The sequence below is a fragment of the Neorhizobium sp. DAR64860/K0K1 genome, from assembly GCF_050500205.1.
Lineage (GTDB): Bacteria > Pseudomonadota > Alphaproteobacteria > Rhizobiales > Rhizobiaceae > Neorhizobium > Neorhizobium soli.
In genome coordinates this window covers 3,413,972-3,433,587 of record NZ_CP191459.1, presented here as the reverse complement: position 1 = coordinate 3,433,587, position 19,616 = coordinate 3,413,972, and the positions used below count along the sequence as shown (strand labels likewise).

At 57.6% G+C, this 19,616-nt stretch carries 14 protein-coding genes; 12 read left to right on the top strand and 2 right to left on the bottom strand.

The window, feature by feature from the left end:
* Genes ACQY1J_RS21215 through ACQY1J_RS21200 form a run of 4 tightly spaced genes read left to right on the top strand, consistent with a single transcriptional unit; the run spans position 1 to position 3,749 of the window.
* Positions 1 to 1,206 (top strand): CaiB/BaiF CoA transferase family protein, encoded by a 1,206-nt coding sequence (locus ACQY1J_RS21215; protein ID WP_430250787.1) that lies wholly within the window; start codon positions 1 to 3, stop codon positions 1,204 to 1,206.
* The gene (locus ACQY1J_RS21210) at positions 1,203 to 2,048 is read left to right on the top strand and encodes an HpcH/HpaI aldolase/citrate lyase family protein (RefSeq protein WP_430250786.1); all 846 of its coding nucleotides are present in this window, start codon (positions 1,203 to 1,205) and stop codon (positions 2,046 to 2,048) included. Before ACQY1J_RS21215 ends, ACQY1J_RS21210 begins: the two co-directional genes overlap by 4 nt.
* Positions 2,048 to 3,064, top strand: coding sequence for a hydroxyacid dehydrogenase (locus tag ACQY1J_RS21205; RefSeq protein ID WP_430250785.1), 1,017 nt, complete (start codon positions 2,048 to 2,050; stop codon positions 3,062 to 3,064). Before ACQY1J_RS21210 ends, ACQY1J_RS21205 begins: the two co-directional genes overlap by 1 nt.
* Positions 3,065 to 3,071: 7 nt before the next feature.
* Positions 3,072 to 3,749, top strand: a complete 678-nt coding sequence (locus ACQY1J_RS21200; protein WP_062576988.1) for an RraA family protein — start codon at positions 3,072 to 3,074, stop codon at positions 3,747 to 3,749.
* A 75-nt stretch (positions 3,750 to 3,824) separates the two neighbouring features.
* Here ACQY1J_RS21200 and ACQY1J_RS21195 read toward each other — a convergent pair whose 3' ends face one another.
* Complete coding sequence (locus ACQY1J_RS21195; RefSeq protein ID WP_430250784.1) at positions 3,825 to 5,045, bottom strand: RtcB family protein; 1,221 nt, start codon at positions 5,043 to 5,045, stop codon at positions 3,825 to 3,827.
* Here ACQY1J_RS21195 and ACQY1J_RS21190 point away from each other — a divergent pair.
* The 3 genes from ACQY1J_RS21190 to ACQY1J_RS21180 all read left to right on the top strand — a co-directional run bounded on the left by ACQY1J_RS21190 (position 5,044) and on the right by ACQY1J_RS21180 (position 7,164).
* Positions 5,044 to 5,280 (top strand): hypothetical protein, encoded by a 237-nt coding sequence (locus ACQY1J_RS21190; protein WP_430250783.1) that lies wholly within the window; start codon positions 5,044 to 5,046, stop codon positions 5,278 to 5,280. The genes ACQY1J_RS21195 and ACQY1J_RS21190 overlap by 2 nt on opposite strands.
* A gap of 89 nt (positions 5,281 to 5,369) precedes the next feature.
* Positions 5,370 to 6,755, top strand: a complete 1,386-nt coding sequence (locus ACQY1J_RS21185) for a hypothetical protein (protein WP_430250782.1) — start codon at positions 5,370 to 5,372, stop codon at positions 6,753 to 6,755.
* 124 nt (positions 6,756 to 6,879) lie between these two features.
* Complete coding sequence (locus tag ACQY1J_RS21180; protein WP_430250780.1) at positions 6,880 to 7,164, top strand: hypothetical protein; 285 nt, start codon at positions 6,880 to 6,882, stop codon at positions 7,162 to 7,164.
* Positions 7,165 to 7,304: 140 nt separating this feature from the next.
* On the opposite strand, the gene ACQY1J_RS21175 is transcribed toward ACQY1J_RS21180, so the two are convergent.
* The gene (locus ACQY1J_RS21175) at positions 7,305 to 10,271 is read right to left on the bottom strand and encodes an NACHT domain-containing protein (protein WP_430250779.1); all 2,967 of its coding nucleotides are present in this window, start codon (positions 10,269 to 10,271) and stop codon (positions 7,305 to 7,307) included.
* A gap of 1,115 nt (positions 10,272 to 11,386) precedes the next feature.
* Here ACQY1J_RS21175 and ACQY1J_RS21170 point away from each other — a divergent pair.
* From ACQY1J_RS21170 to ACQY1J_RS21150, 5 genes are all read left to right on the top strand, one after another.
* A complete protein-coding gene (locus tag ACQY1J_RS21170) occupies positions 11,387 to 12,010 on the top strand; it encodes a recombinase family protein (protein WP_430250778.1) in 624 nt (207 codons plus the stop codon).
* Positions 12,011 to 12,360: 350 nt separating this feature from the next.
* On the top strand, positions 12,361 to 14,193 hold the full coding sequence (locus ACQY1J_RS21165) for a type I restriction-modification system subunit M (protein WP_430250777.1): 1,833 nt from the start codon (positions 12,361 to 12,363) through the stop codon (positions 14,191 to 14,193).
* Positions 14,194 to 14,216: 23 nt separating this feature from the next.
* On the top strand, positions 14,217 to 15,503 hold the full coding sequence (locus ACQY1J_RS21160; protein ID WP_430250776.1) for a restriction endonuclease subunit S: 1,287 nt from the start codon (positions 14,217 to 14,219) through the stop codon (positions 15,501 to 15,503).
* Positions 15,500 to 16,399, top strand: coding sequence for a GIY-YIG nuclease family protein (locus ACQY1J_RS21155; protein WP_430250775.1), 900 nt, complete (start codon positions 15,500 to 15,502; stop codon positions 16,397 to 16,399). Before ACQY1J_RS21160 ends, ACQY1J_RS21155 begins: the two co-directional genes overlap by 4 nt.
* The gene (locus ACQY1J_RS21150) at positions 16,396 to 19,521 is read left to right on the top strand and encodes a type I restriction endonuclease subunit R (RefSeq protein ID WP_430250774.1); all 3,126 of its coding nucleotides are present in this window, start codon (positions 16,396 to 16,398) and stop codon (positions 19,519 to 19,521) included. Before ACQY1J_RS21155 ends, ACQY1J_RS21150 begins: the two co-directional genes overlap by 4 nt.
* The last annotated feature ends 95 nt before the right edge of the window (positions 19,522 to 19,616 follow it).

Here is a 19,616-nt window from a genome sequence, read left to right as displayed (position 1 = left end):
ATGGCAGAGACGAAAACAACCGTCCGGTTTCAGCCGGAACAAAAGGGCCCGCTGCACGGTATCCGGGTCATTGACCTCAGCCGCGTGGTTGCCGGAAACATGCTGTCGCTGCAGCTCGGCGATTTCGGCGCCGACGTCGTCAAGGTGGAGCCGCCACAGGGTGATGCGCTGCGCGAATGGCGCGACCATGGCCATTCGCTTCACTGGAAAACCTATGGCCGCAACAAGCGCTCGATCGCGCTCAACCTGCGTCAGCCGCAGGCGCTGAAAACCCTGAAGAAGCTGCTGGAAACGGCGGATGTTTTCATCGAAAACTTTCGGCCGGGCACGCTGGAGGAAATAGGGCTTTCGCCGCAGAGCCTTCTGGAAATCAACCCGGGGCTTATCATCGTGCGGATCTCGGGCTTTGGCCAGACCGGCCCCTATGCCAAGCTGCCCGGCTTCGGCACGTTGGTCGAGGCGATGAGCGGCTTTGCCTCGCGCACCGGTTTTCCGGATCGCGAACCGGTACTGCCACCTCTGGCGCTGGCGGACATGATCTCAGGACTGACGGGTGCCAATGCCGTAATGATGGCGCTGTTTGCCCGCGAACGCGGTGACGCCGAGGGTCAGGTGATCGATCTTTCCCTGCTGGAGCCGATCTTCGCCTCGCTCGGGCCGGAAGCATCGATCTATAGCGTCACTGGCAAGGTCAAGCAGCGCTCCGGCTCAGGCTCCAATACGGTCTCACCGCGCAACGTCTATCTGTGCAGCGACGGCAAATATGTGGCGCTTTCGGGATCGACCCAGGTGATCGCGATGCGGATTTTCGACATTGTCGGCCGACCGGAGATGAAGGACGATCCGCGGTTTTCGACCAATGTCGAACGTGTCCGCCATCGCGAGCTGGTGGATGAAGCACTCGGCGCGTGGTTCGTCACCCGCACCCGCGACGATGCGTTGAAAGCCATGCGTGCCGCTGGCGCAACCGTTGGTCCGGTCTATGACATTGCCGATATCAGCACAGACCCGCATTTTGCCGAGCGGGAAATCGTCGTGGATGTGGAAGATGCCGATCTCGGCAGCATTCCGCAACACAACATTTTTCCGCGCTTCTCGACGACTCCAGGGGGCTTTCGTCATCCGGCACCGGGCATCGGAGAACAGACCGAAGAAATCCTTGCCGAGATCGGCATGACCTTGGCTGACCTGGAGGACAAGGCATGATCTCGTCACTCCTCTACGTACCGGGCAACGCGCCCCGTTTTCTGGAAAAGGCCGGTCAGCGCGGGGCCGATGCCGTTATCGTCGATCTTGAAGATGCCTTACCCGAGGCAGCCAAGACCGAAGCCCGAGATGGATTGGCGAGATGGGTACCGGCGATCAAGAAGGCCGGCGGCCGGGTGTTCGTGCGCGTCAACCACTCTGAGCGGCTGATCGAGGACGCGATCGCCGCGACGCAAGCCGGTGCCGACGGACTTTACGTCCCGAAGGTCTGCAGCCCCGATGTTCTCGTCCGTTTGGCGAAGAGCCTCGAAAACCACGAAAAAGATCGCTCGCCGATCGCCTTTGTGCCGCTGATAGAGGACATGCGGGGCCTGTTCGAGGTTCGGTCCATTGCCAAGGGGCCGCGCGTCATGGCCCTTGCCTGCGGCGGCGAGGATCTTGCGACCGCCATGAATGCGAAGCCGACGCCGGAGGTGCTGCGTTATCCCAAGCTCATGATCCATTACGCGGCCAAGGAGGCCGGCGTGCTGTCTCTCGGGCTTCTCAGAACCATCGCGGATTTCGCCGACAAGGAGGCCCTTCGCGCCGCCGTACTGGAGGCGCGTGACTTCGGTTTTGACGGGGCAAGCTGCATCCACCCTTCCGTCGTTCCTATCCTCAACGAAGGTTTCGCGCCAAGTCCGCAGGAGGTCGCCTGGGCGCTGAAAGTCGTTGCCGCTAACGAGAGAGAGGCGACCGCTGGACGAGGCGCCTTCATGCTGGACGGCAAGTTTATCGACGCGCCGATCGTCACGCGCGCCGAAAATCTAATTCGCAAATCGCAGAAAGGACGCGCTAGCTGATGATCCATGACATCATCCAAGGGGTCGAGCACGGCATGCGTGGCCGACGCATCCTTGTGAGCCACAACCAGATCGCTGAAAAGGCGATCAGACTGTTGAATGCGCATGATATCGACGTGTTCTTCTCGCCACCCTACGATCCGTCCGATGTGGTGGCCAAGCGCGCCGCCGATCTCAAGATTGACGGACTGATGGTGCGCCAAGGCCGCATCGACGAAGCGGTGATTTCCGCTTCTCCCAATCTCAAGGTCATCGCCAAGCATGGCGTCGGTGTCGACAATGTCGATATCGCCGCAGCCGCCAAGCTCGGCATCCCCGTGCTTCGGGCGATGGGCTCGAATTCGCGTGCCGTCGCCGAGCACACGATCGCGCTGGTGCTCAGTCTGATCAAGGAAATACTGCCGCTCGATCGCGCCGTGAAAAGCGGTGAATGGCCGAAGCCGACATTTATCGGCAAGGATTTCCTAGGCGCCACAATAGGTCTTGTCGGTTACGGCGGGATCGGTCGCGAGACGGCACGCATGGCCGAATCTCTTGGCATGGAAGTCGTGGTCTATGACCCCTTCGCGCCGGACGCAGCAGAAGCCGATGGTTTCGCAACTTCAGACGATATCGACGCCATGCTGCCGGCGCTCGACATTCTCAGCATTCACTGCCCGCTGACCGCGGCAACACGCGATCTGATCGACGCGAGGAGGCTCGCGATGATGAAGAATTCCGCGGTTCTGGTGAACACCGCACGCGGCGGTATTGTCAACGAAGCGGCACTTGCAGAGGCTCTCGGCGCTGGGACTGTCGCAGGGGCAGCTCTCGACAGTTTCGCCACCGAGCCGCCGGCGGCCGACAACTCGCTTTGGGCCTTCAACACGCTGATTGCAACGCCACACATTGGCGGTGTCACATACGGCTCCGCCGATGCGATGGCAATCATCGCCGCGCATCACATTATCAGCGTTCTCGACGGCAATGCGCCGGACGAACGCTCGATTGCACGTCCAACCGAACTCTCTGCCTGAGGTATTCATGACGTACGGATTTCGCATCAAACTGAACTGGAATCGCATCGAGCCGGCTCTTGTCCAGTCCTTCCGAAGCCTTCCCGTTGCCAATGTAAGCGATTCTATGTCGCGCATCTGTGCGCTCGGCACAGGAATGCGGCCGATGCATAAGTCGGGCAACCTTGTAGGTCCGGCGCTGACCGTCCGGACCCGGCCGGGTGACAACCTGATGCTGCACAAGGCAATCGACATGGCTCAGCCAGGCGACGTAATCGTCGTTGATGCTGCCGCGGATTTGGCCAATTCGTTGATGGGCGAGCTGATGCTTGCCCATGCCATCCGGCGCGGCGTGGCCGGCTTCGTGCTGAACGGCGCCATCCGCGACGCCGAAGCCTTTTTGGAACGGAACATTCCAACTTTCGCCGTCGGCGTGACCCATCGAGGCCCCTATCGCACCGGCCCTGGAGAAATCGGTCTTCCGATTGCGATCAACGGCACCGTCATCGAACCGGGCGACCTAATCCTTGGCGATCTCGACGGCGTCGTCAGCGTGCCGAAGGTCGATGCGCATGATATTTTGACGGCCACGATCAAGAAGCACGACGCCGAAACCAAGCAGATGGCCGAGACCGAAGCTGGTACAGTCAACCGCGACTGGGTTGACAAGGTACTGAAGGAAGCCGGCTGCGAGTATATCGAGTGATGTGACGGAGCCATGGAGACAAGCGCGCCGGTCCGTGCCGGTCGGCCGCCGGAAAATCCCGCCCTCACTTTCCAACTATCGGCGCTTCTTGCGCCATGGCGCGTCCTTCTGCCAGTCGCCGGCCATGATGCTCCCGTATGGGATGACCTCGTCGACAATTTCGGCAAGGCCGTAATGTTCGATCTGCGACCGGACATTGGCGGCGTTCTTGTAGGCGCTCGCCAGCTCCGAAATATCGGGCGTGCCGGAGAAGAAGCGGGCGTCGAGGCCCGACGTCTCCCTCTCCATGACAGCCGCGATGTTATTCGGGCTGAGACCCCGGTTATCGGCGCCGAATTCCTCGCCGAGGCGACGTATATGCGCCGTACGCGAGAAATTGCGGCCGGCGCCATGCGGCGAAAAGCCGAGGCCATGGGGCGCATTCGAGCCGCGCACGATCAGGATCGGTTCGGCCATGTTGAGCGGGATGATCGTCAGATCGGTCGCGTCGTCCGCCCAGTTGTCGAAAGCTGGCGTGGCACCCTTACCATGGTAGAACAAACCGTCGGACTTGCGGAATACGAAGTTATGCTCGTTCCAAAAACGGTCGCTCACCTTCGCCGCCAGCTTTTCTGCCGTCATGTCATGGATGGCGTAGTGGTTTTCCTTCGTCCACTGGCGGATCGTCTGCAATGCCGACCAGTACATTTCCCCCTCTTCGCTCTCGGCCGGAATCCAGGCATTCTCCCGATGCGTTTCGGGCGAAAGCACTTCCCTGAACCGGTTGGCGATCTTCATGCCGCGATCATACAGTCGTGCGCCGGGAGCGCGCGATCCGTGATGCGTAACGAGCGCCGTCTCGCCGGTTGATTTCATCTGGCCGACATAGGCGAAATGATTGCCGTCGCCCTGCGTGGCGAATTGATCGATGCCCACACTGAGGATCTCCCTCAGCAAAGGGTTTGCCTGGAACGCCGACAATGTCGCCTCGGAAGGCTTAATCTGGGCGCCACGCGGACGTCCGCCCGGACCGAAATGGGTCACCGCGTGGACGGCATCAAGCAAGGCCTTAGGCTCGATACCCGGGAAGATCGAGATCGCCATCGAGCAGCAGATATCGGCCGAATGCATACCAGGGTGGATCGCTTCCGACGCCACCACGCCGCCAACCGGTATCGTGCCGACCGGGCCGGCGGGACAGGCGTCGGGCATGATCGCGGCTGCACGCACGACCGGCGTTCGGCAAAGCTCGCGCATCGTCGCACTCACCTTCTCGATATTGTCCTGTTCGAACGCGTTTTCGGCACGGATGTTCATGATGGTCGGTGCTGACAAAGACAACTCGGAGGAAATGACCAAGCAGCTAATGAAAGTCATGTTTAACGTCTCTCAACGACTGCCAGGTACGCCCACTGATGACCCCAAGGAGGCGCTCAAACGCATGTTCGCCGCAAGGGAGGAATATCCAAAAATTGCGGAGCGAGAGGCAGTCCAAATGATGGACATCTTCTACGAAGAGCTTGTGCAGACGATATCACCGCCAAATAAATGATGAGACTAGCTACGAGAGGCGAATCCAGCTTTCGTCAGGATGCAACTGCGGCTATACGAGCACCGATATTGCATTCATTTCGGTGACTTATGATTCAGACATCAGGAACGGCCGTTATCCGCCATCGCGATACCCGCGAAGTCTATCAGATCTCCAGCAACGAGCTCGATTGGGAAGATGTCTCCCGTCATGAGCGTGACATGGGCCCCGAGGTTCTCTGGACTGCCCGCGTCTATCATCCGGTGCTGGGAGAACTGGAATGGTCGGTTACCGAGTATCCAGAGGGCGCAATCTCAGGCACACCTGAAGCAGATGTAAACGGACATGAACTGGAGACTGATTTCGACTTCCAGATCGATTATTCCGCGCCTGACGTCGATCCAGAAGAGCCCGATGAGGATGACGTCGTCGCCCCCCTGCCTGCATCTATCACCAATGGTGATGCCGATGAGATGCGCCAATGGTTCTTTGAAAACTACGAGGATCCTGCAAACTCCCTGCCTTACTCGTCTGGCGACGGCGGGTACCAATGGATCAACGGCGGCCCTTACACTCCCCTGGAAGCCCTACAAGAGGAATTCGACAGAACCTATAGCTTCGAAGCCATCGAAGTGGTGGCTAAGTCGATAGAGGACGAAGACGGCACGTACGAATGGTCACCTCGGGATCGCGAGGAGCCGTCTGATGACCGCATCATCCGATTGGCAGAGCGGCTCGACAGGCATCTTCCCCTCGCAGAACGGATCGTTTCGAATAAGGAAACGGGCGCTTTCAACATCGTTGCAAAGCTCGCCGTTAAGCCAAATTTCTTGCGATCTACCCTGAGTCAGGTTGAGGACGCTCTCGAAGACTGCCTTGCGTCAGCTTCAAATGGGCTGCGGGAAGAAGATCTCGAGGTCCGAAAGCTTCGTCGTATGCTGTCAAAGTATGCGAATGACCCTCAGATGATCGAGATGGACGCTACGTCCGTCCACAATAGCATTCTGACGAAAATCGGCACCGAGGAGCTTCCACGTTCTGGCGAAATCCATAATCTTCTGGATGCCCTACGAGACGCCGCACGAGGAATACGAGGAACGGATCCAGATATCGCTGAGAACAGGCGAATTCTGCAGGCTACGAACGTTCCTGAGCTTTCTCCTGAAGTCATTCAGACGATTCAGGACGCCGCACCTGTTATCGAAGCCATCACCGAAGGTGCGCTACAAGAGCAGATGCGTGAGGACATAGCTGTCCTCACAGACTACAGCGGACAGCTCGTCGAAGTCAGCAGGAGAGACGGCTACGGCCACGATGAAATCGTTCGTGTGACAGGACGGCTCTCAAGAATTCTATTAGCAATCAAGAAAACTACGGAACTTGCGAAAAGGATCGAGAACAGCACGATCATCACGCTCATCGTATCTGTCACGGCGGTCGTTACTGCGATCTCCAGTGTGATTGCTGGTGCTAGTTGGCTGTTCAGCTTCTTGTAATTGCATTACCGTTTTGAAGCTGCCCTCAATTTCTCGGCATCTTCCCCAAAATCAACTTGTCGCCAACCCTATTTCCGCATCGGCGGCACCGAAGCCTCGGTGCCAATGACGAATGCACTAAGGTATGGCGGACGACACCATCTTGACGCTCACCCACGCGACCAACCGCGATATAGATCTTCTACTAGTTGAGGAGCTGCAGTGTTCACCAGCTTTCGGGGAGTGGTTGGTTCAGCGCGTAAGCGGCAACGATTTTGAACGAAGCTCAGTCACTCACAGCACGCGGGGAATGGTCGCGCAGATGGAGCAACGATTCATCAAAGGACGGCAACGCGACGGGATAGTCGCTGCCAAGCTTCGTGGAGCATACGTCGGCGGGAAAAAGCAACTCGACTACGATTCGGTTTGATTAATCCACGCAGCAGGATCAACTGTATCGGGAATAGCAAAGACAGTCAGATGTGTAAGGATGCAAATTTACCGCATCCTTAGACAAACCTGAGCAACATTGACCAAAAAGCATCTTCATTCGAGTGATAAAGATACCGATCAGGCGCGAGATTCAGCAATGCCTAAAATCCCGCGCGCGGCTTCTAAGAACTTATCATCTCTTACCATGGAAATCATGTCCGCGAGTCGTTGAGAAACACTTGAGCCGCGCCGTGCCCCGTCCCTATCATGCCAATCTCCTTTGTTCTCCTGCCAGAACATCAGCATAAATATGTAGAAACAACGGGAAACAGTCTCAGCCTGTCGCAAGCGTGAACGTCTCAGGACGTGCTCAAGATAGCGCATCATCTCAGACGCAAAAACTCGCCTCATTTCTTCATTGCCCGAAAATATCGCGGTGTCCACTGTCCCGTCTCCCTGCATCTGCAGCAAGTCGTCAGAGAGTAGCGTGATAATCGCATCCGCGTCACCTCGGCTTAGCTGGAGATCAGAAAAACGTGGCCCTACCCGGCCACTAGCCACTCGCAGCCCTTCGGATAAAAGATAAAATGGGAGTCGGTATATCTCAACAGGAATCAGCGCGGAGTAAGGCGTAAAGATGAGTTGAACACCGTAAAGACGATAAAGCTCTACGATTTTTTCGCGGTAAACATAAATATAGATTCTTGCTTCGTGAATGTCTTCGCAAGCTCTGCTCCATTGATCGCTCCGTACTGACGATCTACTCTGCTCGAGAGTACGCCAAATGTGCTGAAATACATAACTAGACCCGCGCCTCGTTCTATATCCAGAAAATCGTATTCCAAGGAGGTAGTTTAGGAAATCTCGCTCTGCATTCGCCGGTCCGGATAGTATTGGCATAGACACAGAATTTATCAGCTTCTGCACATATTCCTGCCTACGCTCACATGCCTCGATCAACTCATGAAGAATGTCAGCAGCATCAAGGCTATATACCGCACCCAAATGAACTATACGATGGAAAATGTGTTCTATCGCCTCCCTTAATCTTGCCTCAGGCATAGTAAGATATTCGAGGGATTTGGCCCAAAAGTTGAGGAAATTGACCTCCTCATTGGGGGCCAATTTCATTTCCCCCGCGGACCGAGAGAGCGCATCAATAGCTTGAATGGATTTTGGTCCACTTCGAAACGTCGCAATTTGTAGGGCGAGGTGACTTACAACGTCCCACTGAGCCTGAGAGATCTTCGCGAGCAAATGGTTTTGAATGAGCGCCGTAACGCTACCGGCCTCTTCTTCTAATCGGCGCGCAAAGAAATATTCTAGGAAAGTTCTGTGGGTGAACTTGAAGACACCGGGACCGACCTCGCACATAACCCAGGCGCGCCCAGTGATGAAGTCTACAAGGATGCGTGCCGCCGCCACCGACCGCGCCTTATCCTCGTACCAGCTATTAAAGAACGTACGTAACCGCTGCACAAGCCACTCTTCAGAAACTCCATCTTCTGTTTCGGCTTCTCCAAAGATCTCGGATGCCAAGAAGCCGAAAAGGTCAAGCATGTCAAAGTCGGTAGGCAACTCGAAAAGGATATCGCGTCGCTGATCCCACTTCTCGAACATAAGAAGCGAACACTCTTTATAAATTTCAGGGCGATTATTAGGAACGTCGCCCCTTACGTTAAATATGTAAACCATTAATCCGAGCAAAAGTGGATTCTCTCGAAGATCTCCGGCAGCGTTCTCTGTTTGCGAAATAAACAAATCGGCCTTTACCTTGGCCTCTTGCACTTTCGTCCCCGTAACGGCTCTTATTAGGAATTCAGAAAATTTCCTTACTTCGTCTTTATTAAATCTTGAAAGTGTGAATATTTGATAGTCTTCGGTCAACGGAGCATCCGCGTAGCCGACGATCCGAGATGTTACCAGCGATGGGCAAGAAGCATAGGCATTCGAAAATTGCTCAATGAGTACTGTCATTGTGCGACGGGATCCGACGTCTAGTATTTCGTCGAGACCATCGAATAAGATGACAACTTGCCCGAGCGTAAGCGTTTGACGGAGAAAGGCCGTCGCCAGTTGAGAATCATTGTCACAATAGACGCGGATTTCGTCGACCAGATAATCAAAGATCTGATAGGAAGGATCCTGTCGCTGCCTCTTCTCAAGCGCCCTGAGTATAACGCGAATCGGCAGTTTTTGATCGCGCGAATCAAAGCCGGATGCTTGAGGATTCGCTGCCTGCAGAACTATTTGATTGGCTAGATCGTAACAAAGAAGCTGCGTAAGCGTGGATTTCCCACCGCCCGGATCACCCAAGATAACCGCGCGGTCAAACGATCTTCGGAAAGGCAGATAGCCGACTGTAGTCTGCTTTTCACCGACGCTATCTCGATGTGGAGCCGGAATCTTGTCCTTACTTCCTAGAGGCTTCAACCTCGCAGGAATTACTAACTTCTTGACGTTAACCTTTCTTGTTCCCTGCGTAGTCTCTACGTTTACCTGCCTATTAGATTGCTCGACGCCACGGGCAATCTTCAATCGAATTTCGCTTATGGCCTCGGACGATAGAAGATCATTGATCGCAGCTGCGCTACGAAGCGACGCCGCTAGTCCGTCGATACGTGCCGCTAAATCCCCATTTTGTGCTTTAATCGCCTCGAAAAGCATCTTTTCGTCGATTGCCTGCTCAATGCGGGCTCTCACCGCAGCGGTGAGCGCATCAAACAAAGTTTGGCTCTCGAAATGAAGAGGCGCATGCGCCTTGTATATAAGATCAAAGGCCGGGAACGCGTCGACCGGCTCCTTACCGCAAAGTATAAATTGCTTTAACGCATCAGGCACAACGCTGCGCTCGACCTCGGTAAGAAAGCGCGCCACATTCTCTGTATATTGACCGTACTCATTTGCAATTATACGAATAAGATCAGAAGTAGCTTGGTTATCATCTCTAGGCTCAGGGGGCTCGACCCCTCCTCCAGTTTGAAGTGCACGCGTAATCTGCCGGCGGCGGCTTAGCAGATCAGCCATTCCCTTGAACGGTCGTTTTAGTCCGTCGTAAACAATTGAGCTGATTACTCCAAGTATTATGCCTTCACCGACTGCCATACTGAATCTCGCCTCCCGAATGTAAGCAAGACTGAACTTCTCCGGGCATAACCGTCAAGTGCACCCAGCCAGCTTATCAACGATGACGTGAGCCGCTAGTCATGGATTTATGTTTCATCCACAGATTCAACTGGCTTCCGAAGTTCGTCGGGGAGGTCACCCCACCACTGCATCGTCCTCAAGCAGCATGGCCGCTCTCTACGCCAGATCGTTATGAGGCCTATGCGATAAAGACTGCACTCAACAAATGCATTGCCGATCTTCGGCGCAAGGAGGCGACTTATGATCCGGCGGCAAAAATTACGACAGCGAGTGGCCTGACGTCACCGTTCGTCGACGAGGCAAAGCCTGCACAGAATGGACCGAAGCCAGTCCCGGGCTCTACCAGGACGAAAAGAGAGTTTTCACGAGACCTTGATGAGGAGATCCCCTTTCAGCCAATAGTGACTCCCAGTGACTTATAAAGGCAGGCTCGTACACCGGAACAACCGGTTGCCGGCATGGAATTGATCAGAGGAACAGCAATGGCTTTCGAGGAAAATGATCGTCAAAAATAGACGCGTACGTGAGAGCACACATAGCAGATGAAGCATGGCATCTAGATTTCTTCGACTTATTGACGACGCCTAGCTTGCCCAGCGGCTTGCTGACGAGTTCATTCCTGCACGTCACATATCCAAGATAGTTGAAGGGATGGAGGCCAAGAATTGGCTGTACCGGGCACAGATTCGAGCGCAAGTCCTCTCGTACGCCTCTATTTACGTGGCAGCCCTTCATCATCTGCTTTTCAACAATCTTAGCCGCTAATCCACAAGTCATTCAGTTAACCGAATTTCCTATGAAGAAAGTGATCTCAATTCCGTCAGCGAAAATGGAGCAGCTTTCTCCGTGGCAAGGTGCCTATACCTCATGCCAGAACGCTAGGGGGCAAGAGGGTCGGTCGCGGACGGTCCCACCACGATCAGCCGCAAACAAATTTTTTCAGGGCACTTTAATAAGGTACACCTTAGGCGAAGCATTCAGGCGCGCATTAGGTCGCACTTCGATAATCCATATTGACAACTTAAATCGAAGTCATATTGTCGAAGCTACCCAAAGCGAAGCGAGGCCACCTAATGTATGTACGCGCCTATTTGCGCGCTTCCACTAAGCAGCAAGACGCAGGCCGAGCGAGGGCGGACCTAGGCCGGTTTGTTGGCGAGCGCGATTTGCGGATTGCTGCATCTTACATTGAAAACGAAAGTGGCGCGTCTCTGCAGCGCCCTGAGCTCTTTCGCCTGCTCGATGATTGCCACCCCGGAGACGTACTGCTGGTCGAGCAGGTTGATCGCCTCAGCCGACTCAATGCAACCGACTGGGAAAAGCTTAAGGCTTCGATAGGTGCAAAGCGCGTTCGAGTGGTTGCACTCGATCTTCCGACATCCCATCAGTTGATCCAGACAAGCGGAGATGAATTTTCGACCCGCATGCTAGACGCCATTAACGGCATGATGCTCGACATGCTGGCCGCCATTGCTCGCAAGGACTACGAGGACCGACGCAGACGACAGTCACAAGGGATTGAGAAAGCCAAGGCTGCGGGAACGTACCGGGGCCGCCCTGAGAACAAAGAAAGGAACGCTGCCCTTATAAGCATGCTTGAGCAAGGCCAGACGTGGAGTAGTATCGTCGCCGCTACCGGTGTCTCAACATCGACGCTCTCAAGGCTGGCAAGGAAGATTAGAGAGGCAAAGGGCTGATTAAGCGCTGTCGACATACCACCACCAGTGGTCCCGTGAATGGCGGCTGTCCGCCGATGCCGTTGGGCAACTTGGCGTTGTCGGCCCTCAGACGCCATGATTCACGACGATATGTCAGGCAGCTCCGGTGCAGCTTTTTTTACGACCTCTGCCTTGATGATCATGTCCCTGCCGACTAGCTCCTGCGCGCCATCGACCGACATCTCGCACTGCTGATCATCGGCTAACCGTTCATTTTTGCCTATGATGTTTCCGCCTCGCATTTTCTGCCAGACAGTCCGGCAATAGCGCTTGCCAACCATACCGCGATAGGCTCAAGTCCGCCAAAGACTTAAGGGGGGACACTGCGGGTGAACCAGCAGGCACTATCATCGCTCATCTGGTCAGTTGCGGACCTGCTGCGAGGCGACTTCAAGCAGGCGGACTACGGCAAGATCATCCTGCCCTTCACCGTGCTGCGGCGCCTCGATTGCGTGCTGGAGCCGACCAAGCAGGCCGTGCTGGACGAGTTCGCGGCCCGGGACGGCAAGGGCATCAACGTCGAGCCGTTCCTCCTGCGCAAGGCCGGACAGACCTTCTACAACACCGCCAAGCTCGACCTGCCCACGTTGATCGGTGACCAGGACAACATTGCCCAGAACCTCTACACCTACATCCAGGCCTTCTCCCTGGAGGTGCGGGACATCTTCGAGCGGTTCGAGTTCGCCGCTCAGGTGGACCGTTTGGCCAAGGCTGGGCTGCTCTACCAGGTGACCGAGAAGTTCGCTCGCGTTGATCTCCACCCCAACAAGGTGGACAACCACCAGATGGGGCTGATCTTCGAGGAGCTCATCCGTAAGTTCGCCGAACTGAGCAACGAGACCGCAGGGGAGCACTTCACCCCGCGTGAGGTGATCAGCCTCATGGTCAACCTGCTGTTCGTGGAAGACGACGACGTGCTGACCAAGCCCGGCGTGGTGCGTTCCATCTATGACCCCACTGCAGGCACGGGCGGCATGCTTTCGGTGGCTGGCGAGTATCTCATCGAGCACAATGACCAAGCCCGGCTGGTCATGCACGGACAGGAACTGAACGACGAGAGCTACGCCATCTGCAAGGCGGACATGCTGATCAAGGGTCAGGATGTGTCCAAGATCGTCCCAGGCAACACCCTGTCGGCGGATGGACATGCGGACGAGAAGTTCGACTACATGCTTTCCAACCCGCCCTTCGGGGTGGAGTGGAAAAAGGTCGAGAAGGAAGTCCGGCGGGAAGCTGAGCAGCAGGGCTACAACGGTCGGTTCGGCCCAGGGCTGCCCAGGGTGTCGGATGGCTCGCTGCTGTTCCTCATGCACCTCATCTCTAAGATGCGCCCTGCCAAGGATGGCGGCAGCCGCTTCGGCATCGTGCTCAACGGCTCGCCGCTGTTCACAGGCGGGGCAGGCAGTGGTGAGAGCGAGATCAGGCGCTACGTGCTGGAAAACGACCTGGTGGAGGCGATCATCGCCCTGCCTACAGATATGTTCTACAACACCGGCATCTCCACCTATGTCTGGGTCCTGACCAACCGCAAGCCAGCCCATCGAAAGGGCAAGGTCCAGCTCATCGATGCGTCCGGCTTCTGGCAGAAGATGCGCAAAAGCCTGGGTTCCAAGCGCAAGGAGATGGGGCAGGCCGACATCCAGACGGTGACACGGCTATTCGGGGACTTTGCCGAGGCCCAACTCGCCACCGTGCTAGATGGTGCTGGCAAAGAGGTTGATCTGGTTGTCGTTCGCGCCGGTGAACAGCCCCCAGCAGCACCCGAGGGTGGCAAGGTCAAGCAGGCGCCGCTTTCGCGCATCTTCCCCAACGAGGCCTTCGGCTACCGTACCATCACCGTTGAACGTCCCCTGCGGGACGAGAACGGCAAGCTCGTCCTGGGTGAACGCGGCAAGGCCAAGGGCAAGCCCCAGGCCGACAGTTCCCTCAGAGACACTGAGAACGTGCCGCTTGGTGAAGAGGTGCACGCCTATTTTGCCCGCGAGGTGCTGCCCCATGCGCCCGATGCCTGGATTGATCACCAGAAGACCAAGGTGGGCTACGAAATCCCATTCAACCGGCACTTTTATGTGTTTGAGCCGCCACGCGCTCTGGAGGAGATCGACTCCGACTTGAAGGCGGTCACCAGGCGCATCTTGACGATGATCGGTGAGCTCTCGTGAGCCCACCCGACCGCGAAGTCCGAATGACAGGTGTCGACTGGATCGGCGACCTTCCGGCTGACTGGGTCTGCAGGCCACTAAAGCACCTGGCAAGGCTAACGACGGGCATCACTCCGCCCACCGACAGCCCAGAGAACTACGCTGACGACGCTGAGGGATATCCCTGGGTCCGACCAGAAGACCTTGACGAAAAAGGCGCGCCGACAACAGCATCAAGGTCTTTGTCTGCGCTCGGATGGTCGTTGGTGCGTCCAGTCCCTGCTGGCTCGTCACTAGTGTGTTGTATCGGTTCGATTGGCAAAATCGGTTTTGTGGCCGAGCAGGTGGCCACGAACCAGCAGATCACGGCCGCCAGCTTTTACAGGAACCAGAGGTTCATGTTCTTTGCTTTGAGCGCGGCAAGGACTGAGCTGGAGGTCGCTTCCACAGGAAACGTGCTGCGAATACTTAACTCGGAACGTCTCGGGAAGACTGCCCTACCGGTTCCTCCGGAACGTGAGGCTAGGGCCATAGCCGCATTCCTCGACCGCGAGACGCGCAAGATCGACGCGCTGGTGGAGGAGCAACGGCGGCTGATCGAGCTGCTCAAGGAGCAGCGCCAGGCCCTCATCTCCCGCGCGGTCACCAAGGGCCTCGACCCGCATGCCAGGATGAAGCCATCGGGTGTGGAGTGGCTTGGGGACGTGCCGGAGCATTGGCAGGTGCGCAGGCTTGGCGCCATATTCAGCGAGATCGCAGAGCCTGGAGATGGGGACATGCCAATCTTCAGTGTGTCCATCCACCATGGCGTGTCCGACACAGAACTCAATGACGAAGAACTTGATCGAAAGGTCAGCCGTAGTGACGATAGGTCCAAGTACAAGCGGGTCCAGCCTAGCGACCTCGTCTACAACATGATGCGAGCCTGGCAGGGCGGTTTCGGTTCAGTCCAGGCAGTCGGGATGGTCAGCCCCGCCTACGTTGTTGCCCGGCCCAAAACGGTACTTTCCACCATCTACATCGAAGCGCTCCTCAGGACACCGAGGGCAGTCGAAGAAATGCGACGGCGGTCACGCGGGATTACGGACTTCCGTCTTCGCCTTTACTGGGACGAGTTCAAGGATATGTCCGTGGCCCTTCCGCCGCCGGAGGAGCAGAACGATATCACCCGTGTGATGGCCGCAGCGGACGCGCAGGCAGAGGCGCTAATGTCAGAAAGTAGCGTTCTCGTTGATCTCCTTCAGGAGCGCCGCTCGGCTCTGATCGCCGCTGCCATCACCTGCAAGATCGACGTTCGCGCAGTGGTGACGAACCAGGAGGACGCAGAATGACAGGTAGGCCGGAGGGGCGCTCTCTGGAGCTATACTTCATCGATGGGCGCCCGGACGGCATGTTGACCGCGGAGGTCTTCAACTGGACTGGCCACATTCTCATGGCACCTCGCACGCAGATCAGCGCTGCTTTGACCAGGAAAGAAGCCCGCCATACCGGGGTCTATCTGTTGATGGGGGAGCGCGATGGCCAGCCGGTGGCCTACCTGGGTGAAGGCGACGACATCAGCCACCGCATCAAGAACCACGACATCAACAAGGACTGGTGGACCACCGTCGTACTGGTCACTTCCGCTGCGAACAACCTGCACAAGGCTCATGTCCAATACCTGGAAGCCCGGTTGATCGAGGTCGCGAGATCGGTCGGTCGCGTGGTGTTGGACAATGCCACCGCGCCTGGGCGCCCCACGCTATCCGAGGCCGCACAGTCGAACATGGAGACGTTCCTCGATTACCTCTTCATGGTCTTGCCTGCGCTGCGCATTGACATGTTCCTAGCTAGCACGCGTCCGGACGTGGCAACGGCAGCACCAGTCGTGGTCGCTTCGCCAGTTTTCGAGCTGGTCAACAGGCGTCATGGCCTTGAGGCGAAGGCGCGCTTGGTGGACGGGGACTTTATCGTAGATGTCGGGTCGCTGGCGCGAGCGCAGTGGTCAGGGCAAGGCAGCGAGGACAGCGGGTATGCGCAATTACATGCTGAGTTGCTGCGGATGGGCGTATTGGTACCGCAGGACGGTCACGCGGTGTTCAGCCAGTCCTATGCCTTCAAGAGCACCAGCGCGGCAGCGGCGGTGGTCAACGGTAGACCAGCCAACGGCACCATCGAGTGGCATGTAGTTGGCAGCGGGCAGACCTATAAGGCCTGGGAAGCCGAACAGCTGGGGGCGTCATCATGAGCCTGCACAAGGAAGTCAGCTTCGAGACCGAGGTCTGCGACCATCTGGCAGCCCATGGCTGGCTCCATGCCCATGGCGATGCCGCTGGCTACGACCGCGCCCGCGCCCTGTTCCCCGCCGATCTCATTGCCTGGGTCCAGGCCACCCAGCCGCAAGCCTGGGCAACGCTCGCCAAGAACCATGGCACCGCTGCCGAGGTGATGCTGCTGGACAGGGTGCGCAAGCAGCTCGATGAGCGCGGGACGCTGGATGTGCTGCGCTATGGTGTAGAACTGCTCGGCCTGCGGGCACCCCTCAGCCTGGCCCAGTTCAAGCCTGCGCTGGGGATGAATGGCGACATCCTCGCCCGCTACGCTGCCAATCGGCTCCGCGTGGTGCGCCAGGTGCGCTACTCGCTGGCCAACGAGAACAGCATCGACCTCGTCTTGTTCCTCAATGGTCTGCCGATGGCCACTGTCGAGCTCAAGACCGACTTCACCCAGTCCGTTCAGGACGCTGTGGACCAGTACAGGCATGACCGGAACCCCACCCCCAAGGGGCAATCGCCAGAGCCGCTGCTGGCCTTCCCTGGTGGCGCGCTGGTGCACTTCGCCGCAAGCAATGCCGAGGTGATGATGGCGACCAAGCTCATTGGTCCGCTAACCACCTTTCTGCCCTTCAACAAGGGCAATGACGGGGGCAAGGGTAACCCACCGAACCCTAGTGGGCACCCGACGTCCTATCTCTGGGAAGAGGTGTGGCAGCGCGATAGCTGGCTTGAAATCCTGGGGCGCTACACCGTTGGCGTCCGCGATGCCAAGAAGGCCCTGAGCGGCTACATCTTCCCGCGCTACCACCAGCTCGATGCGACCCGCAAGCTCCGGGCAGCCGTGCTTGCCGAAGGCGCTGGGGGCAAGTATCTCATCCAGCACTCGGCAGGCTCCGGCAAGACCAATTCCATCGCCTGGTCTGCCCACTTCCTCGCTGATCTGCATGACGACCAGGACCGCAAGGTCTTCGACAGCGTGCTTGTCGTGTCCGACCGCAACGTCATCGACAGCCAACTCCAAGAGGCCATCTTTAGCTTCGAGCGTAACGCCGGGGTGGTGGCCACCATTAAGAGCGACGCAGGCGCCAAGAGCGGGCAACTTGCCCAGGCGCTGGCTGATGGCAAGAAGATCGTGGTCTGCACCATCCAGACCTTTCCCTTCGCCCTGAAGGAGGTCCAAGAGCTCACCGCAACCCAGGGCAAGCGGTTCGCGGTCATTGCGGACGAGGCGCATTCCAGCCAGACCGGCGCGACCGCTGCCCAGCTCAAGGCCGTTCTGTCACCAGAGGAAATGGCGACCTTGGGCGATGGGGGTGAGGTGGGCGCCGAGGACATCATGGCGGCCCAGATGGCAGCTCGTGCTGCCGACACCGGGGTGACCTACGTCGCCTTCACAGCAACGCCCAAGGGCAAGACCCTGGAGCTGTTCGGGCGGCGACCTGACCGAAGCCAGCCCGCCAGCGCCACGAACCTCCCAACGGCCTTCCACGTCTATTCCATGCGGCAGGCCATCGAGGAGAGCTTCATCCTCGACGTGCTGCAGAACTACACGCCCTACGGCCTGGCCTTCAAGCTGGCCAATGATGGCGTGGAGCTGGACGACACTGAGGTCGAGCGTTCCGAGGCGGTCAAGACGCTGATGCGCTGGGTCCGGCTGCATCCCTACAACATTTCCCAGAAGGTCCAAATCGTCGTTGAGCACTACCGCGCCAACGTCCAGCCGCTGCTCGACGGTAGGGCCAAGGCTATGGTTGTGGTCGGCAGCCGTGTCGAGGCCGTCCGTTGGCAACTGGCCATCCAGAAGTACATCAACGAGCAGGGCTACAAGCTTGGGACGCTGGTGGCCTTCTCAGGCGACGTTACCGACCCCGAGAGCGGAGAGGAGCCATTCTCGGAGGCCAGCAAGGAGCTGAACCCGGACCTGAAGGGGCGGGACATCCGCGAGGCCTTCAAGCTGCCCGACTACCACATCCTGCTGGTGGCCAATAAGTTCCAGACCGGCTTCGACCAGCCGTTGCTTTGCGGCATGTACGTGGACAAGCGTCTCGCGGGTATCCAGGCCGTCCAGACGCTTTCGCGGCTCAACCGGGCGCACCCCGGCAAGGACACCACCTTCGTGCTCGACTTCGTCAATAGCGGCGAAGACATCCTCGCGGCCTTCAAGACCTATCATGAGACCGCTGAGCTGGAGAATGTCACCGATCCGCATCTCGTCTTCAACCTCAGGTCCAAGCTCGACGCCCTGGGCTACTACGATGACCATGAGGTCAACCGCGTAGTGACCGCCGAACTCAACCCGAACGCGAAGCAGAGCGAGCTGGTGGCTGCCATCATGCCCGTGGCAGACCGCCTGCTGCGAAGCTATCGGGATGCCCAGAAGCGCCATGCGGATGCTAAGGGACGCGAAGACAAGAAGGCAGCCAAGGACGCTCAGGACGAACTCGACGCACTCCTGCTGTTCCGCAACGACATGGGCGCCTATGTCCGGCTCTACACCTTCCTGTCCCAGATTTTCGATTACGGCAACACAGACATCGAAGCGCGTTCGATCTTCTTCCGCCGCCTCATTCCCCTGCTGGAGTTCGGTCGGCAGCGGGAGACGGTGGACACGTCCAAGATCGTGCTGACCCATCATAAGCTCTCCAGCATGGGTAAGACCCCGCTTGTCCTAGGCGGCATGGGAGAGAAGCTTCAGGCCATTTATGAGGTCGGCTCGGGTAGCGTGCAGGAGAAGGAGCGGGCGCTGCTGGCCGAGATCATCGCGAAGGTTAACGATTTGTTCCAGGGTCAAGTCTCTGATAGCGACCAGCTCATCTATGTGAACAACGTCCTTAAGGGAAAGCTGCTGCAGTCCGACACCCTGGCGCAGCAAGCCGCGAACAACACCAAGCAGCAGTTCTCAAGCTCCCCTGACCTCGCCAGGGCCATAATGGACGCTGTGATCGACGCAATGGATGCCCACCAGCTCATGAGCCAGCAGGCGCTGGGATCGAAGCGTGTCCAAGACGGCCTTAGGGACGTTCTGTTAGGTCCTGGGCAGCTCTATGAGACGCTTCGCGCTCGCCCTCCGCATAGCACCGAATCCGGAGCTTAGGGCTGGCTGCTCGTTCTCAACGTGCATGGTGACTGTCGAGAAACATCTGTCAAAAAATTTATGCCGCCTAACAAAGCGCCACGCCGCTACCGGGT

Coding starts and splice junctions, on each gene's coding strand:
- ACQY1J_RS21215 (WP_430250787.1), top strand. CDS start 1: ATGGCAGAGACGAAAACAACCGTCCGGTTTCAGCCGGAACAAAAGGGC.
- ACQY1J_RS21210 (WP_430250786.1), top strand. CDS start 1,203: ATGATCTCGTCACTCCTCTACGTACCGGGCAACGCGCCCCGTTTTCTG.
- ACQY1J_RS21205 (WP_430250785.1), top strand. CDS start 2,048: ATGATCCATGACATCATCCAAGGGGTCGAGCACGGCATGCGTGGCCGA.
- ACQY1J_RS21200 (WP_062576988.1), top strand. CDS start 3,072: ATGACGTACGGATTTCGCATCAAACTGAACTGGAATCGCATCGAGCCG.
- ACQY1J_RS21190 (WP_430250783.1), top strand. CDS start 5,044: ATGATGGTCGGTGCTGACAAAGACAACTCGGAGGAAATGACCAAGCAG.
- ACQY1J_RS21195 (WP_430250784.1), bottom strand. CDS start 5,045: ATGAACATCCGTGCCGAAAACGCGTTCGAACAGGACAATATCGAGAAG.
- ACQY1J_RS21185 (WP_430250782.1), top strand. CDS start 5,370: ATGATTCAGACATCAGGAACGGCCGTTATCCGCCATCGCGATACCCGC.
- ACQY1J_RS21180 (WP_430250780.1), top strand. CDS start 6,880: ATGGCGGACGACACCATCTTGACGCTCACCCACGCGACCAACCGCGAT.
- ACQY1J_RS21175 (WP_430250779.1), bottom strand. CDS start 10,271: ATGGCAGTCGGTGAAGGCATAATACTTGGAGTAATCAGCTCAATTGTT.
- ACQY1J_RS21170 (WP_430250778.1), top strand. CDS start 11,387: ATGTATGTACGCGCCTATTTGCGCGCTTCCACTAAGCAGCAAGACGCA.
- ACQY1J_RS21160 (WP_430250776.1), top strand. CDS start 14,217: ATGACAGGTGTCGACTGGATCGGCGACCTTCCGGCTGACTGGGTCTGC.
- ACQY1J_RS21155 (WP_430250775.1), top strand. CDS start 15,500: ATGACAGGTAGGCCGGAGGGGCGCTCTCTGGAGCTATACTTCATCGAT.
- ACQY1J_RS21150 (WP_430250774.1), top strand. CDS start 16,396: ATGAGCCTGCACAAGGAAGTCAGCTTCGAGACCGAGGTCTGCGACCAT.